Raw genomic sequence first — 16,118 nt, 5'->3', positions numbered from 1 at the left:
ACCCCCACCGGAGGCATATTAAAGCAGTAATGCGAAGTATCAGCTAAGCTAACGTTAACACCTGTAACTCTTGTGTATCAAGGGTTGCAGGTGTTTTTGCTTTTTTAAATAATTTTACTCCTTATTAGTTTTGTGCATCATCAGCTGAATTTAAGTTACCCGAAATAGTCTTAATCTCGTTATATTCTGCGGATCTTAAAAGATTGATTGCTATTAGTTTAGGGCTAGGACAATATGATCCGTCCGCTCACCTATTTCATAGAATTTTTTTATGTGACCTTGTAAATAAACTAACATGTCAGTAATAGCTAACGATTGCCTATCTTCTATAAGATACGATATGATTATTTAAAATGAAAGGATGGTAACGATGATTGAAGTTTTAAAGGTAGCAGCGAAATCGCCTGATTTTAAGAAAATTAATCATGTATATCAGACAGTTTTTCCTAAGAATGAACGATTGCCATTATCGTTTTTGCAAATGCGTGCCAAAGCTGGCAAAGCAGAATTTTGTAGCATTTATGATCAACATGAGTGGGTGGGATTCTTCTATACGGTGTTTGATCAGCGAATAGCTTATATTTTCTTTCTAGCGATTGATCCGTACTACCATAGTAAAGGATATGGTAGTGCTACATTAACAGCAATCAAGAAGCGATATTCTAATAAGTTAATAACGTTAAGTACTGAAAGAATTGATCCAGCAGCAACAAATAATCGCCAACGGATTCGTCGTCATCAATTTTATGCGAAAAACGGATTTGTTAAGACTGGCTTTTATACTGTTGAAAAGGATGAGGAAAAATTTGACCTACTGAGTCAACAATCAACAATAAACCCGCAACTTTTTCAGCAGTTAATGAATCGTTATTTAACTCATCGGCATCATCGTTATATGCCGTTTAAGATTATTCGTGAATAGTACAGAAAAAAGACCTGCAACGTTTGGGAAATCCCGAATATTGCAGGTCTTGTCAATTTTATTTTTGTTGATCTTGCATCTTAAATGTTAATACGATAGCAACGATTATAAGGACGATTGCAAAGTAAATTCCGTAATGGAAACCATTTGTAAAGCGGAAAGCCGTGGAACCAGTCGTCATTGCACTTCCGAGGGCTAAGAAACTAGTGGCTAAAGCAGTAGCGAGGGCACCAACTACTTGTTGCATGGTGTTCATAATTGTACTACCATCCCCTGATTCCATCCCTGATAGGGCATTTAACGCACTTGTCTGTGATGGGGACATTGCGAGGGGACAACCAATCATTAAAATAATATGAGCAATTATGACATAAGCAATTGAAGTATTTGTACTAGTGAATGCTAACATTACCGCACCGATTAAGGCAATGGTAAAACCAATGATAGCTGGTTTCTTTGCTCCGATATTATCATAGAGGCGGCCAGCAACAGCAGAAGTTAGTGCGTTGATAATACCTCCTGGTAACATAATCAATCCAGTTAAGGCAACTGGCAATAAGAGACCATTTTGGTAAAACATTGGCAAAAGATACATTATTGATAAAATAATTCCAAAGTCTAACATTACTAATGATGAGCCGATAGCAAATGCTGGCGTCTTGAAGATTCGTAAATTCAGAATAGGAGTCGCAAGATGCAGTTGTCGGTATACGTATAGTCCTAAAACAACGATCCCCACAATCAAGGAACCTAGTACGGAGAATGATAACCAGCCATCACGACTTGCCAGACTAGCTCCGATAACGATTCCTGAACAACCAATTGCTGATTCAAGAATTGATAAGACGTCAACGTGCGGCTTGGTCAACTCACCGATGTTTTCTAAAGAAGTAATTGCAAAAAATAAGGCAATTAATAAGAATGGAATAAATAACCAAAAAATCCATTGCCAGGACAGTTTTGCTAAGATCAATCCAGTTAATGTTGGACCGATGGCAGGGGCAAACATAATTACTAGGGCACATATTCCCATTACTGCCCCGATTTTTTTCGGTGGGAAGATTTGCATGACGACTGCAAACATTAAAGGAAGAATTAATCCCGTTGCAATTCCTTGAATCATTCGGCCAATTAATAAAATTGAAAAGTTATTAGCTAATGCTGAAATGCAAGCCCCCACAATAAAGTCGATGAGAGCAAAGATAATAACTTGGCGGGTCGTAAACCATTTAGTGATGATGCTTGATAATGGTAGGATAATCCCAATGACCAACATATAACCAGTAACTAGCCATTGAATTGTGGCGGTATTAACTTGTAAAGCTGCCATTAATTTTGGCAAAGCGATATTTAATGATGTTTCGCTAAACATTCCTACAAAAGCGCCAAGCAGCATACTAACCATCGCAAGTTTTGGATGACTAACCGCTTGGCGGGCTTGTAATGCATTTTCCATAAATGAAAACACTCCTTCTCTTTTATACAAAATTCACACAAAGGTTAGTCTAGCAAATTATGGCTGGGGCTCGTAAGTTCTTTTTTGAATAAATAATATTCTTAACGATATAGCTTAAGATTATTAAGGATGCCGAATGATTAGACGTTTATGAAAGTTACGAATTCTATTTAGTGATAATATGATTTGGAAAATAAAGAATTAAAATTTTGACTAAATGTCCTAAAAAAAGCGTCAGTCTTACATTCTTCACTTTAGCCGTGCTATATCAGAATTGGATATTTCAGTAATAAGATTGTAAATAAGTAACCACAACATATAGTATTTTAAAAGTCAACTCTTTCTATAAGTTGTATTTTGAGCTATGATAGTAGTCGTTATATTCGAGAGGGGAAATGACGATGAAAGTGCAAGTAATTAATGAAAACGACCTTAATAGTTTGACCAGAGTCCAAGTGGTTAAGCGTGATGGTACAGTGACACCCTTTTACGCTTATAAGATCAAGCTTGTCTTACAAGCACTCAATGCTGATGAGCAGACGGTGCAAAGTGTCTACATAACGATTTTTAACGCCCTGCTTAATCAGTCAACGGTTAGTGCTGAAACGATTGCTGATCTTTTTGTAAAAGGGCTGACTGATGCTAACCATGAAGAACTTGCTAAGGTTTATCGTGACTATCGTCAGCATGATGAAGAAGCATTTGCTGAGGCAACTAATCCCCAAAATAAGTTAGAACAACTTTTTGACCGTAATTCCCGTGTTGTTCACGAAAATGCCAATAAGGATAGTCATGTCTTTAATACCCAACGGGACTTAGAAGCAGGGGTTGTTAGCCGTGCTCTTGGTCTACGGATGTTACCAGGGATTGTCGCCAAAGCCCATTTACGAGGTGATATTCACTGGCATGATCTTGATTACTCACCGGTGACGCCCGAGACCAATTGTTGTCTAATTGACTTTGACGAGATGCTTAAACATGGATTTAAGATTGGGAATGCCTGGGTAGCTTCACCACGTTCAATCCAAACGGCAACCGCTCAAATGTCACAAATTATTGCTAATGTCGCTTCTTTACAGTATGGCGGATGTTCTGCTAATCGGATCGATCAATTATTAGAACCATATGCTAAGCTTAATTATGAAAAACACATGAAGGACGCCGAAAAATGGATTGTCCCTGCAAAACGCGAAGAATTTGCTCGGGAAAAAACTAAAAAAGATATTTACGATGCGATGCAGGCGTTAGAATATGAAATTAATACGCTTTACTCTAGTCAAGGTCAGACTCCTTTTACTACCGTTAATTTTGGCTTGGGGACGAGTTGGATTTCCCGTGAAATTCAAAAAGCAATTTTAGAGATCCGAATTAAAGGGTTAGGAAAAGAACATCGGACTGCTATTTTTCCTAAGTTGATTTTTACTGTTAAGCGCGGCTTGAACCTTAATCCAGAGGATCCCAATTACGATATTAAACAATTAGCTCTTGAGTGTTCTACTAAACGTATGTACCCTGACTTATTAATGTATGACAAAATTAAAGAGATTACCGGTAGTTTTAAGACCCCCATGGGATGCCGTTCTTTCTTACAGGGCTGGACGGATCCTGAAACGGGAAAAGAAGTTAATTCTGGACGCATGAACCTCGGGGTTGTTACTGTTAACCTACCACGGATTGCTCTTGAGGCACACGGCGATAAGCAATTATTCTGGGAAATCTTTCAAGAAAAGATGAATATTTGTAAGATTGCACTTGATTATCGGATTAAACGGACAAAAGAAGCTAAGCCAGAGAACGCCCCGCTTCTTTATATGTATGGTGCATTTGGTAAGCGCCTAAAGAAAACCGATAGTGTTGATGAAGTATTTAAGAACAGTCGAGCGACAGTTTCACTTGGGTACATTGGCTTATACGAAGTGTGTGCTACTTTTTATGGATCAAACTGGGAAAGTAATAAAGAGGCCCATGACTTTGCAATTGCAATTACTAAAGCAATGCATGATCTTTGTGCAAAATGGGAAGAAGAAGAGGGATATCACTTTAGTTTATACTCGACGCCCGCTGAATCATTGACTGACACTTTTTGCCAAGATGACCTTAAGAAATTTGGTCGTGTCGAAGATGTTACTGATAAGGAATACTATACTAATAGTTTTCATTATGATGTGCGGAAACATCCAACACCATTTGAAAAACTTACTTTTGAAGAAGACTTTCCTAAATATGCTGCAGGAGGATTTATCCACTATTGTGAATATCCTAATCTCCGCCAAAATCCTAAGGCTTTAGAAGCGGTGTGGGATTGGGCATATGACCATGTTGGCTACTTAGGAACTAATACTTCGATTGACCAGTGTTTTAAATGTGGTTTTAAGGGCGAATTTGAAGCAACTGCACGCGGCTTTAGGTGTCCGCAATGTGGTAATCATGATCCAGCAACTTGCGATGTAGTTAAGCGAACATGTGGCTACCTAGGAAATCCTCAACAACGGCCAATGGTTCATGGCCGGCACGAAGAAATTATTCACCGGGCAAAGCATATGGACGCCGGGATGATAAAAAATGCAGCGAGCTTTGAACGAAATCGTCAAATGGATATAAAAGCTCATGCTGATATCACCGGTGATCAAATTTAATATTATATAGAAGAAAAAAGGTCTGTTTCGGCTTAGAGTTGCAGGCCTTTTGATATAGGAGGAAAAATAATGGTTGATGCTAAATTACCACGGAATCCTGAGCCACAAGAATGGCTGGCTAAAGATTACTCACAACAGTATGTTGCTGACTATAAGCCATTTAACTTTGTTGATGGTGAAGGAGTGCGTTGTAGTCTGTATGTCAGTGGGTGCCCTTTTAAATGTCCAGGCTGTTATAATCGAGCTGCACAAAATTTCCATTATGGACAACCATATACACAAGAATTAGAAGATCAAATTATTACGGACCTTTCGCAAAGTTATGTTCAAGGACTAACTCTTTTAGGTGGTGAACCATTTTTAAATACCCAGGTTTGTTTAAGAATAGTTAAACGGGTAAGAAAAGAGTTTGGTCATGAAAAAGATATTTGGTCATGGTCTGGCTATACTTGGGAAGAGCTAATGAAAGAATCCGATGACAAGCTTGAATTATTGCACTACCTTGATATCCTCGTGGATGGCCGTTTTCTTCTCGCCAAAAAAGACCTAACGCTTCAATTTAGGGGAAGTTCAAATCAGCGCATTATTGATGTTCCAAAGTCATTGCAACAAGGAGAAGTTGTAATTTGGGATAAACTTGTTCGGTAGAAAAGAATACCTATATGCCTATATTTGATTACACTAGTGTTACAAAAAGACCATAATAAGAAAAAATAAGCTGCTACTTCATTAAATTTAAGATGAAAGTAGCAGCTTATTTATGTTTATATTACAGAGTTTGGTCAATTATGGGAAGAAGTTAGTTATACCTAAGTTACTGATATAACAGTAAGATAGCCATGAATGTTAAGTGATTATTAATTTATTTATTACAAAATATTACGAAAGACGGCAAAATTGATAATACAGGGTAACCCACGTGTAATTTTAAGAGAGTATATTAATAACTGTTGAGAGATATAAGAACTCAACACCTTAAATAATTAAACAAATAAATAACTACTTAATTGAAACGAATTTTATGAAAAGGATGGGATTTTTCTTTATGAAGTTAACGAAGAACATCGCGAAGATTACTGCTGCCGTAGCAGGTGCTGTTGCCTTGGGAACATTCGCTACTGCAACTACTGCTAATGCTGATTCTGTATACACGGTGCAAAGTGGTGATACTTTATCAAGTATTTCCTACAAATTAGGTCACGACTTAACCTATGTTGATTCATTAGCCTCAACTAATAACATTGCCAATAAAAATTTAATTTACGTTGGTCAAAAATTAGTAATTAAAGATAATGGTCAAGTAGCGCCAGCAACTGCCCAACAAGCAGCTACTTTACCAACAGCAAGTCAAGCACCGGCTGTTGTAGAACAACCACAACAATCACAACAACCTAGTCAAGCACCAGTAGTTGCTAGCCAAGCTGCCGCTCAAGTGCAATCAGCAGCACCGGTATCAGCTCAACCTCAGCAACAAGTACCGGCACAATCTGCGGCTCCACAACAAACTACTACTCAACAAAGTTACAGTAGTGCTCCAGTTCAACCACAAGCTTCAAGCACAACAACTACGAATTACAACTCAAATGTTAGTGGTAATGATGCTTCAGCTAAGGCTTGGATTGCGGCCCGTGAATCTGGTGGCAGTTACAGTGCCCGTAATGGTCAATATGTTGGTAAATACCAATTATCAGCATCATACTTGAATGGTGATTACTCAGAAGCTAACCAAGAACGGGTAGCCGACCAATACGTAACTAGCCGTTATGGTTCATGGAGTGCTGCTCAATCATTCTGGCAATCACACGGTTGGTACTAAAATTTAATTAAGCTAGCAGGCGGGATGTAATATCCCGTCTTTTTCTTAGCCTTACCAAGAAGGGTATTTCTAAACTTTTCTATCCATCATTAATAAGCAACTCACGCTAATTTAGTTCTATGAGTTGCTTATTTTTTATATAAAATAGTTTGACAATCAAAATATTATTTTATATAATTTGAACATCAAATGTTTTGATATTTGAACTATTTTTAAAGGCAGGTGAATCTTTTGGTAAAAATGGTCGCACAGGAGATTATGGACTTGATTCCTAACCGATATCCGATTTGCTATGTTGATTATGTTGACGACATGATTCCTGAAAAAAAGATCGTTGCTACTAAGAATGTAACGATTAATGAATCATTTTTTCGTGGGCATTTTCCTGGAAATCCAGTGATGCCAGGAGTATTAATCATTGAATCGCTTGCACAGGCAGCATCAATTTTGATACTAAAATCTCCCCGTTTTTATAAGAAAACGGCATATCTTGGAGCAATTCATAATGCAAAATTTCGGGCAATGGTTCGACCAGGAGATGTCTTAAAATTACATATTGAAATGAAAAAGATTCGTTCCAAAATGGGAATCGTTGATGCTAAAGCGGTTGTTAATGGCAAAACTGCTTGTAGTACTGAACTGGTTTTCATTGTTGCTGAGCGTAAGGAAAAGATTTAACATGGGAAGTCTTTATCATTTATAATGTATTTTGATATATCAAATTATTTGTATTACCAAATAAAATTAAAGGGAGAAATACATTATGAGTAAAGATACGGATTACCTTGAGATCAATAAGGGACTTATTAAAAGTTACTCGGGGATTTTATGGATTGAAGAAAATGAGTTGCGGAAAAGTGACTTTAATGATTTAACGATTAAAGAAATGCATGCAATTGATGCAATCTCAATGTATAATCATCAGACCATTTCGCAAGTTGCTGCAAAGCTCCATCTAACACCAGGGACGATGACAGCAATGACAGATCGTTTGATTAAGAAAGGCTATGTTGAACGTATTCGTGATCAAGAAGATCGCCGAATAGTCCGCGTTTAGCCTTAACTAAACGCGGACGTCTTTTATATCGTGCTCACCGCGCCTTCCACAATATGATGGTTAAAAGCTTTCTAAAGGGAATGAATGCTGAAGAAATTAAGGTTATAAAAAAAGCGATGCAAAATCTTGAAGACTTTGTTGATCAGCATTCGTAATACAAGGATGTGTGAACTTAGTGCAAAATATAAAAATTATTAGTACTGCAAGTTATACACCGCCACAGGTTGTCACTAATAACGAATTAACAACTTTAATGGATACCTCAGATGAATGGATTAAATCGCGAACCGGAATTAGTCAGCGTTGCATAAGTCAAGATGAGAACACGTCAGGTTTAGCCTTTAAGGTTGCAAAACAGCTGTTACAAAAGGCTTTAGTTAGTGCGGACAAAGTAGACTTGATTATTATTGCTACAATGTCGCCTGATGCCTACACTCCATCAACAGCAGCAATTGTCCAGGGATTACTAGGAGCAGGAAACGCAATTGCATTTGATATTTCCGCTGCTTGTACAGGGTTTGTCTATGCTTATAATATCGCTGAATTAATGTTGAGGAGTTCGGAAATGAGAACAGCAATGATAATTGGCGCAGAAGTGTTATCTAAATTAATTGACTGGCATGACCGTAATACCGCTGTTCTCTTTGGTGATGGTGCTGGCGGGGTCCTTTTACAAAAAAGTGAGGATAAAACGTCAGGTACTCTTGGACAACACTGGCAGACGTTTGGCCAACTCAGTAATAAAATTATTGCTGGCCAAACAAATATAGCACCAGGTTTCCCAAAAGATAAAACTTCTCTGACTACCTTTTCGATGGCTGGACGTGATGTCTATCGTTTTGCTACCCATGAAGTGCCTAATTCCATTAAGCAAGCAATGAAAACGGCTCATGTTAATTTGAATGTTATTGATCATTTTTTACTTCATCAAGCCAACGTGCGGATAATTCGGCAAATTGCTAAAGAATTAAATCAGCCGCTAACAAAGTTTCCGATTAATATTGATAAATATGGAAATACAGCAGCTGCAAGCGAACCAATTTTGCTGGCAGAATGTGTAAACGCTGGGGTCGTAAAACGTGGTGAAATCATTGCTTTAAGTGGTTTTGGTGGCGGATTAAGTGTTAGTACAATAATTCTAAAATATTAAATATAAGGAAGATTTTATTATGACTGAAGAAGAAATTTTTGATACTGTAAAGAATATTACTATTGATGAACTAGATGTAGATAAAGATAAAGTTACAATGGACACGAATATTAAGGATGACCTTGATGCGGATAGTTTAGATGTCTTTGAAATTATGAATGAATTGGAAGACAAATTCGATATTGAATTGGATGCTGACGAAGGAATCCAGACTATTGGTGATGTAGTGAACTTTGTTAAAAAGCAACTCGACGAGAAATAATATGCGTTACGGAATTTTATTTAGTGGTCAAGGTGCACAACGATCGGGAATGGGAGTCGAGCTAATGGCCGACTCTCTTTTTTCAAAGATTATTACTGAGGCTAGCGAATTAATTAATCTTGATCTCTTCGCTATTATGAAGAATGAACATGGTGAGTTAAATAAAACAGAATATGTTCAACCAGCATTGGTGGCTGTTAGTTATGGAATTTACCGAATGTTAGAAAGAGATTTACCAAACTTACCAATAAAGGGAATGATCGGGTTATCGCTTGGCGAGTATGCGGCTTTATTTGCTAGTAAAGCTATTTCTTTTAGTGCCGGAATGCAACTATTAACTGCTCGTGCTGAGTTTATGCAAGCTGACGCTGATAAGGTTGATAGTACATTGGCAGCAATCCTAAATCCTGAGATTCATAAGATTGAAGACCTTTGTCATGAACTTAGAAGTAAAGGCAAACAAATTTATGTTGCTAACTATAATTCCCCCGCACAGTTAGTTATTGGTGGAATTATTTCTGATGTTCAAGAAGCAGTTACTCAGATTGAACAAAAAGGCTTGGCAAAGCGCACTGTTGTTTTGAAAGTTAACGGTGCTTTTCATACTCCCTTATTTAATGGAGCACAGGAAAAAATGCACCAGCAACTTCAAAATGTTAACTTTATAACCCCAACGCTGCCGGTTATTAGTAATACGACAGTTATGCCATTTGAAAAGGCGACAATTAATTTGGTTTTAGAGCGGCAGTTAGCTGTTCCGACACATTATGGTGCGGGACTTCAATACTTAATTGAACACCAACAAATAGATACCACTTTGGAGATTGGCCCTGGGAAAACGTTAACGCGGTTCGCTAAACAAATAAGTCCGCAATTAAAGACGAGTCATATCTCTGACCTTGATAGTTACCAAAAATTTATAAAGGAGTATCGGTATGGATCTCAAAGATAAAGTTGTTTTCATAACGGGTAGCAGTCGTGGCATCGGTGCAGCCACAGCTTTACTATTTGCTAATAGTGGTTGTCACGTAATCCTTAATGGTCGCCATGAAACTTTACCAAGTAAATTAGAAGATCGACTTAAAGCAAGCGGCGCTGAGTATACTTATCTTCAAGGTGATATTGCTGATGAAGAAGCGGTTAAACGCCTAGCAAAAACGGCATGGTCAATATATAACCAGATCGATATTTTAGTGAATAATGCAGGGATTACCCATGATAAGTTATTAATTAGAATGAAAATTACTGAATTTGATGATGTTCTTAATGTTAACCTTCGTGGAACTTTTATGCTTACGCAACAACTTCTCAAAAAAATGTTTAAGCAACGTTCAGGAAGCATTATTAATTTAGCAAGTATTATCGGAATTCATGGTAATGCTGGTCAAGCAAATTATGCCGCCAGTAAAGCTGGCATCATTGGGTTAACGAAGACTATTGCGCAAGAGGGTGCCCTTCGTGGAATAAGGTGTAATGCTGTTGCGCCCGGAATGATTAAAAGTGATATGACTGCCACCCTTTCAAAACACATTCAAAAACAAATTTTAGAGAAAATCCCACTAAAACGGTTAGGCTCTCCACAGGAAGTTGCCAGTACAATTAAATTTCTTGCACAAAATGAATATATCACCGGCCAAACACTTATCGTGGACGGTGGGATGACAATATAGTTATGTGGTAATTAGTTAGGAGGAATAGGATGCCAAGAGTAGTAATTACAGGAATGGGTGCAGTCGCTCCTAATGGTAACGGTGTTGAAGCATTTGTTGCTAACTCACTTGCTGGGAAAACTGGTATTAAGAAAATTAGTAAATTTGATGCAGCTGCAACAGGAATTACTGTTGCTGGTGAAATTGATGATTTTGACCCTGCAGCAGTAGTTGGGAAAAAAGCAGCCCGCCGAATGGACTTGTATTCTCAATATGCTATTCAAAGTGCAGTAGAAGCAATGGAGATGGCTGGGGTTAATAATGAAAATACCAATCCCTATGACCTTGGAGTAATTTATGGTTCTGGAATTGGTGGTTTAACAACGATTCAAGACCAGATTATCAAAATGCATGATAAGGGTCCTAAGCGGATTTCACCAATGTTTGTTCCAATGTCGATTGCTAATATGGCAGCGGGAAATATAGCGATTCGCTTTAATGCTCAAAATATTTGTACCGCAATCGTAACAGCCTGCGCGACAGGAACTAATTCAATTGGGGAGGCCTTTCGTCAAATTAAAGAAAGGCGAGCTAAGGTAATGATTGCTGGTGGATCAGAAGCATCAGTTAATGAGATTGGAATTGCTGGGTTTGCCGCATTGACGGCACTCAGTGAAACGACTGATCCCACCAAAGCTTCTTTGCCGTTTGACGTCAATCGAAATGGTTTTGTACTTGGTGAAGGTGGTGCAACATTAGTCCTTGAAGAACTGGAACATGCACAGGAACGTGGAGCTAATATTCTAGGTGAGATAGTTGGCTATGGTGCTACTTCGGATGCTTATCATATTACATCCCCAGACCCAAATGGAACTGGAGCCGCTCGGGCAATGGAAGCAGCTATTAATGAAGCGGGAATTAAGCCTGCTGATGTTACATATATCAATGCCCATGGAACGGCAACTCACGCTAATGATTCTGGTGAAGCTAAAGCTATTAATCAAGTATTTGGTAAAGACAGCGCGGTACGTGTTAGTTCAACTAAGGGAATGACAGGTCACTTATTAGGTGCCGCTGGTGCGATTGAAGCGGTTATAACTGTCGCCGCTTTAGCCAAAGGGAAGTTGCCCGTAAATGTCGGTTGTTATGAACAGGACCCAGAATGTCAAATTAATCTTGTTACTAAGGAAAATCAAGATATTCATGATGCAACGTATGCAATTAGTAACTCTTTTGGCTTTGGTGGTCACAATGCGGTTTTAGCTTTTCGTAAATGGGAGTGATTTTTAATTGGAGCTTAAAGAAATTCAAACTTTGATGCAAAATTTTGAAGATTCCGATATGCGGGAGCTCAATATTCAAGATGGTGACTTTCACCTGTACTTAAGCAAGAACAAACAGTCCCATTATGATCCGCAAACGATTGTTAAGCAACAATCTACAAAGGAAAGTGAGCCTGTACTACCGGATAGCAATGATACAGCCATTTCTACTAATAAGACAATCAAAGCACCGTTAGTCGGAACAGTGTATTTACAACCTAAACCTAATGAACCGGCTTATGTTAATGTCGGCGACCATGTTCAAAAGGGTGATATTGTTTGTGTAATTGAGGCAATGAAAATGATGACTGAAATTAAAAGTGAATTTACTGGTGTAGTAACTGGCATTAATGTTACTAATGAAGAACTAGTTGAGGTAGAACAACCGTTATTTACGGTTTCGGAGGATTAAATATGGCTGATCAAGTATTAGATATTAATGCAATTCAAAAAATTATCCCTCACCGTTATCCAATGCTTTTGATTGATTATGTAGAAGAATTAGTTCCTGGTGAAATGGCAGTTGCTCGACGTAACGTTACTATTAATGAAGAAGTTTTTAATGGTCATTTTCCAGACAACCCTGTTTTACCCGGTGCGTTAATCGTTGAGTCATTAGCGCAAACTGGTGCAGTAGCGTTACTTTCTGAACCAAGATTTAAGGGAAAAACTGCCTATTTTGGTGGAATCCGTTCGGCGGAATTTCGCAAGGTAGTTCGTCCTGGAGATTCAATGAGACTCGAGGTTCATTTAGAGAAAATTCGTGGTCACATTGGGGGTGGAAAAGGAATTGCAACTGTTGATGGCGAGCGAGCATGTACAGCAGAATTAACTTTTATGATTGGTTAGGTGTTTAGATGTTTTCAAAGGTTTTGGTTGCTAATCGCGGTGAGATTGCGGTTCGTATTATTAGGTCATTACGGGAATTGGGAATTAAGACGGTTGCTATCTATTCTACGGCTGACCGTGAAAGCCTCCATGTCCAATTAGCTGATGAAGCCGTCTGTGTAGGAACTGCCCGGGCACAAGATTCGTACCTAAATGAGAAAAATATTCTAGAAGCTGCTATCGGTACTGGAGCAACGGCAATTCACCCTGGATTTGGCTTTTTATCAGAGAATGCTGAGTTTGCAACTATGTGTGCTGATTGCGGAATAACTTTTATCGGGCCCCAGGCATCTGTAATTGATTTAATGGGAAATAAGGAACACGCTCGTGAACAAATGAAAAAATCGGGTGTGCCCGTTATTCCTGGTAGTGAAAGCTATATTGTCGACTCGGCAGAAGCAGAACGGGTTGCTAATCAAATTGGGTATCCTGTCCTTTTAAAGGCTGCTGCAGGTGGCGGTGGTAAGGGAATTCGCCGAATTGAAAATGCTCGTCAGATGAAGCGATCCTTTGAAGCAGCACAAAGCGAGGCTAAGCTTTCGTTTGATGATGATCGAATGTATTTAGAGAAGATCATGGAAAATGTTAAACATATTGAAGTACAAGTTTTTCGTGATGATTTTGGCAATGCGGTTTATTTTCCAGAGCGTGACTGTTCCTTGCAACGCAATAAGCAAAAGGTTATTGAGGAAAGTCCGTGCCAATTAATTACTAATACCCAGCGTAAAGAATTAGGACAGATTGCTTTACGGGCCATCAACTCAATTGATTATCACAATACCGGAACAATTGAATTTTTAATGGATCATCACCATAAATTCTATTTTATGGAAATGAATACTCGGATCCAAGTTGAGCATACTGTTACAGAAATGGTAACTGGAATTGATCTTGTAAAAGCTCAAGTACTTGTCGCGGCTGGTGAATCATTGCCGTTTACTCAAAATGATATTCAAATTCGTGGACATGCAATTGAATGTCGAATTAACGCAGAGGATCCCAAACGAAACTTTATGCCGATGACTGGTACGATTAACTATTTATATTTACCAGTTGGTAATCTAGGAATGAGGATTGACACAGCCCTATACCCTGGCGCCCAAGTTACTCCCTTTTATGATTCAATGATTGCAAAAGTAATTGCCCTTGGTCATGATCGTATGGAAGCAATTGAAAAAATTAAACGACTTTTAAGTGAGATGGTTATCATGGGCATTACGACCAACCAAAATTTCCACTTGGCTATTCTTAATGATTTAACCTTTTTAAAAGGAAAAGCAACGACCACTTTTCTTGAAAATTCATTTTTACCGCGTTGGAAGGGAGATGAAACGACGTCATGAAATTATATGAGCAAAATAATACATTGAGTGAGCGTCATGTAAAAGCCGACAAGCGCGCCGATGCTAAGATTCCTGATCGTATGTGGATAAAGTGTCCTTATTGTTGTGATACGTTATTTGCAAAACAACTAACTGAATATGCTGTTTGTCCTAATTGTGATTACGGTTTCCGAATTACTGCACGGCAGCGGGTGAGTTGGTTAACCGATGATTTTGTGGAATTTGATAGTGACCTTCAAACCAAAGACCCGCTTAATTTTCCTGGTTATCAAGAAAAGATTAATAATCTTCAAGCAGTGACGAACTTAAATGATGCGGTTTTAACTGGTGAAGCAACAATTAATACAACTAAATTTGCTCTCGGGATTATGGATCCGACATTCATCATGGGGTCATTAGGTACCGTTGCGGGAGAAAAGATCACTCGCTTATTTGAATATGCCACTGCCCAAGATGAGACGGTTGTTATGTATACTGCCTCTGGTGGCGCACGGATGCAAGAAGGAATCTTATCTTTGATGCAAATGGCCAAGATATCGCAAGCTATTGCTAATCATAATACTGCTGGATTGCTTTATATTGTCGTTTTGACGGATCCAACGACTGGTGGTGTTACTGCTAGTTTTGCTATGGATGGTGACATTATTCTTGCGGAGCCACATGCGTTAATTGGTTTTGCAGGAAGACGAGTAATTGAGCAGACTATCCATGAAAAATTGCCTAAGGATACACAATCATCAGAAAATCTACTTAAACACGGCTTTATTGATGCAATTATTAAAAGACAAGAAGAAAAAGAAAAATTAGAGTGGCTAATCAAAGTTGGAGGTGGTCGCAATGACTGCGCTTAGTCCAATCCAGGTTGTTGAAAAAGCTCGTAACGGTAAAAAAATAACTGGAAAGCAAATCATTAATTATCTATTTGATGATTTTACTGAGCTCCATGGTGACCGTTTGGGCAGCGATGATGGAGCAATTATTGGTGGTCTTGCAACATTTCATGGTCGAGCAGTAACGGTTATTACGACGGAGCGGGGATCGACATTGCCAGATAAAATTGCTAAACATTTTGGCTGCCCGATGCCTGGTGGATATCGAAAAGCGGTTCGCTTAGCTGAACAAGCAGGTAAATTTAAACGACCGATTCTTTGTTTTGTTAATACTGCCGGTGCTTTTCCGAGTAAAGATGCTGAAGAGGGTGGCCAAGGAGAAGCAATTGCCCAAAGTATATTTAAAATAGGTCAAATTCCGGTTCCAATTATAACGGTGATTTATGGTGAAGGCGGCAGTGGCGGCGCGTTAGCCCTGGCATGTGGGGATGAAGTTTGGATGCTTAACTATTCTACTTATTCAATCCTTTCGCCAGAAGGTTTTGCATCTATTTTATGGAAAGATGCGTCTAAGGCAGATGAAGCAGCCAAGGTTATGCAAATGACCCCCGCCGCATTATTAAAAAGACAGATAATTGAGGGAATTATTGATGAAAATGAAGAAGAATATCAGGTCACATGTCAAAATATTGACCGGGTTTTATGGTCACGATTATCTAAATTACAAAAGCTGACATCAGAAGAACTAATCGCAAAGCGTCAAATGCGGTATCGAAAATTTTAAGAG

The 16,118-nt window shown here is 38.6% G+C and carries 16 protein-coding genes and 1 pseudogene; 16 read left to right on the top strand and 1 reads right to left on the bottom strand.

Annotated features, from left to right (window positions below; genetic code table 11):
- Nucleotides 1–370 precede the first annotated feature (370 nt).
- Nucleotides 371–922, top strand: a complete 552-nt coding sequence (locus DTK66_RS09170) for a GNAT family N-acetyltransferase (RefSeq protein ID WP_191668478.1) — start codon at nt 371–373, stop codon at nt 920–922.
- A gap of 58 nt (nt 923–980) precedes the next feature.
- On the opposite strand, the gene DTK66_RS09165 is transcribed toward DTK66_RS09170, so the two are convergent.
- Nucleotides 981–2,378, bottom strand: coding sequence for a DHA2 family efflux MFS transporter permease subunit (locus DTK66_RS09165; RefSeq protein WP_191668477.1), 1,398 nt, complete (start codon nt 2,376–2,378; stop codon nt 981–983).
- Between the two features lie 401 nt (nt 2,379–2,779).
- Here DTK66_RS09165 and nrdD point away from each other — a divergent pair, with 401 nt between their 5' ends.
- The 15 genes and pseudogenes from nrdD (at nt 2,780) to accA (ending at nt 16,115) form a co-directional block, all read left to right on the top strand.
- Nucleotides 2,780–5,014 carry an anaerobic ribonucleoside-triphosphate reductase gene (gene nrdD / locus DTK66_RS09160; protein ID WP_191668476.1) on the top strand — a complete coding sequence of 745 codons (2,235 nt, stop codon included), beginning with the start codon at nt 2,780–2,782 and terminating at the stop codon, nt 5,012–5,014.
- A gap of 69 nt (nt 5,015–5,083) precedes the next feature.
- A complete protein-coding gene (gene nrdG, locus DTK66_RS09155; RefSeq protein ID WP_191668475.1) occupies nt 5,084–5,662 on the top strand; it encodes an anaerobic ribonucleoside-triphosphate reductase activating protein in 579 nt (192 codons plus the stop codon).
- Nucleotides 5,663–6,059: 397 nt separating this feature from the next.
- Nucleotides 6,060–6,830: an aggregation-promoting factor gene (gene apf / locus DTK66_RS09150; RefSeq protein WP_191668474.1), complete on the top strand. Its 771-nt coding sequence runs from the start codon at nt 6,060–6,062 to the stop codon at nt 6,828–6,830.
- A 240-nt stretch (nt 6,831–7,070) separates the two neighbouring features.
- The gene (gene fabZ, locus DTK66_RS09145; protein ID WP_191668473.1) at nt 7,071–7,508 is read left to right on the top strand and encodes a 3-hydroxyacyl-ACP dehydratase FabZ; all 438 of its coding nucleotides are present in this window, start codon (nt 7,071–7,073) and stop codon (nt 7,506–7,508) included.
- Nucleotides 7,509–7,593: 85 nt separating this feature from the next.
- A pseudogene (locus tag DTK66_RS09140) lies at nt 7,594–8,042 on the top strand (MarR family winged helix-turn-helix transcriptional regulator).
- A gap of 20 nt (nt 8,043–8,062) precedes the next feature.
- A complete protein-coding gene (locus DTK66_RS09135) occupies nt 8,063–9,037 on the top strand; it encodes a beta-ketoacyl-ACP synthase III (RefSeq protein ID WP_191668472.1) in 975 nt (324 codons plus the stop codon).
- Nucleotides 9,038–9,056: 19 nt separating this feature from the next.
- Nucleotides 9,057–9,299 (top strand): acyl carrier protein, encoded by a 243-nt coding sequence (locus DTK66_RS09130; RefSeq protein ID WP_153930748.1) that lies wholly within the window; start codon nt 9,057–9,059, stop codon nt 9,297–9,299.
- Nucleotide 9,300: 1 nt separating this feature from the next.
- Complete coding sequence (locus DTK66_RS09125; protein ID WP_191668471.1) at nt 9,301–10,251, top strand: ACP S-malonyltransferase; 951 nt, start codon at nt 9,301–9,303, stop codon at nt 10,249–10,251.
- Complete coding sequence (gene fabG / locus DTK66_RS09120; RefSeq protein ID WP_191668470.1) at nt 10,235–10,969, top strand: 3-oxoacyl-[acyl-carrier-protein] reductase; 735 nt, start codon at nt 10,235–10,237, stop codon at nt 10,967–10,969. Before DTK66_RS09125 ends, fabG begins: the two co-directional genes overlap by 17 nt.
- A 29-nt stretch (nt 10,970–10,998) precedes the next feature.
- Nucleotides 10,999–12,231, top strand: a complete 1,233-nt coding sequence (gene fabF / locus DTK66_RS09115; protein WP_153930745.1) for a beta-ketoacyl-ACP synthase II — start codon at nt 10,999–11,001, stop codon at nt 12,229–12,231.
- Between the two features lie 7 nt (nt 12,232–12,238).
- Nucleotides 12,239–12,682: an acetyl-CoA carboxylase biotin carboxyl carrier protein gene (locus DTK66_RS09110; protein WP_191668469.1), complete on the top strand. Its 444-nt coding sequence runs from the start codon at nt 12,239–12,241 to the stop codon at nt 12,680–12,682.
- Nucleotides 12,683–12,684: 2 nt separating this feature from the next.
- Nucleotides 12,685–13,119: a 3-hydroxyacyl-ACP dehydratase FabZ gene (fabZ, locus tag DTK66_RS09105; RefSeq protein ID WP_153930743.1), complete on the top strand. Its 435-nt coding sequence runs from the start codon at nt 12,685–12,687 to the stop codon at nt 13,117–13,119.
- Between the two features lie 8 nt (nt 13,120–13,127).
- Nucleotides 13,128–14,501 (top strand): acetyl-CoA carboxylase biotin carboxylase subunit, encoded by a 1,374-nt coding sequence (gene accC, locus DTK66_RS09100; RefSeq protein WP_153930742.1) that lies wholly within the window; start codon nt 13,128–13,130, stop codon nt 14,499–14,501.
- Nucleotides 14,498–15,352 carry an acetyl-CoA carboxylase, carboxyltransferase subunit beta gene (gene accD, locus DTK66_RS09095; RefSeq protein WP_153930741.1) on the top strand — a complete coding sequence of 285 codons (855 nt, stop codon included), beginning with the start codon at nt 14,498–14,500 and terminating at the stop codon, nt 15,350–15,352. Before accC ends, accD begins: the two co-directional genes overlap by 4 nt.
- Nucleotides 15,339–16,115 (top strand): acetyl-CoA carboxylase carboxyltransferase subunit alpha, encoded by a 777-nt coding sequence (gene accA / locus DTK66_RS09090; protein ID WP_153930740.1) that lies wholly within the window; start codon nt 15,339–15,341, stop codon nt 16,113–16,115. Before accD ends, accA begins: the two co-directional genes overlap by 14 nt.
- Nucleotides 16,116–16,118: the final 3 nt, after the last annotated feature.

The organism is Limosilactobacillus walteri, assembly GCF_014830205.1.
Taxonomy (GTDB): Bacteria; Bacillota; Bacilli; order Lactobacillales; family Lactobacillaceae; genus Limosilactobacillus; species Limosilactobacillus walteri.
This window is presented reverse-complemented; position numbering and strand designations above follow the sequence as displayed.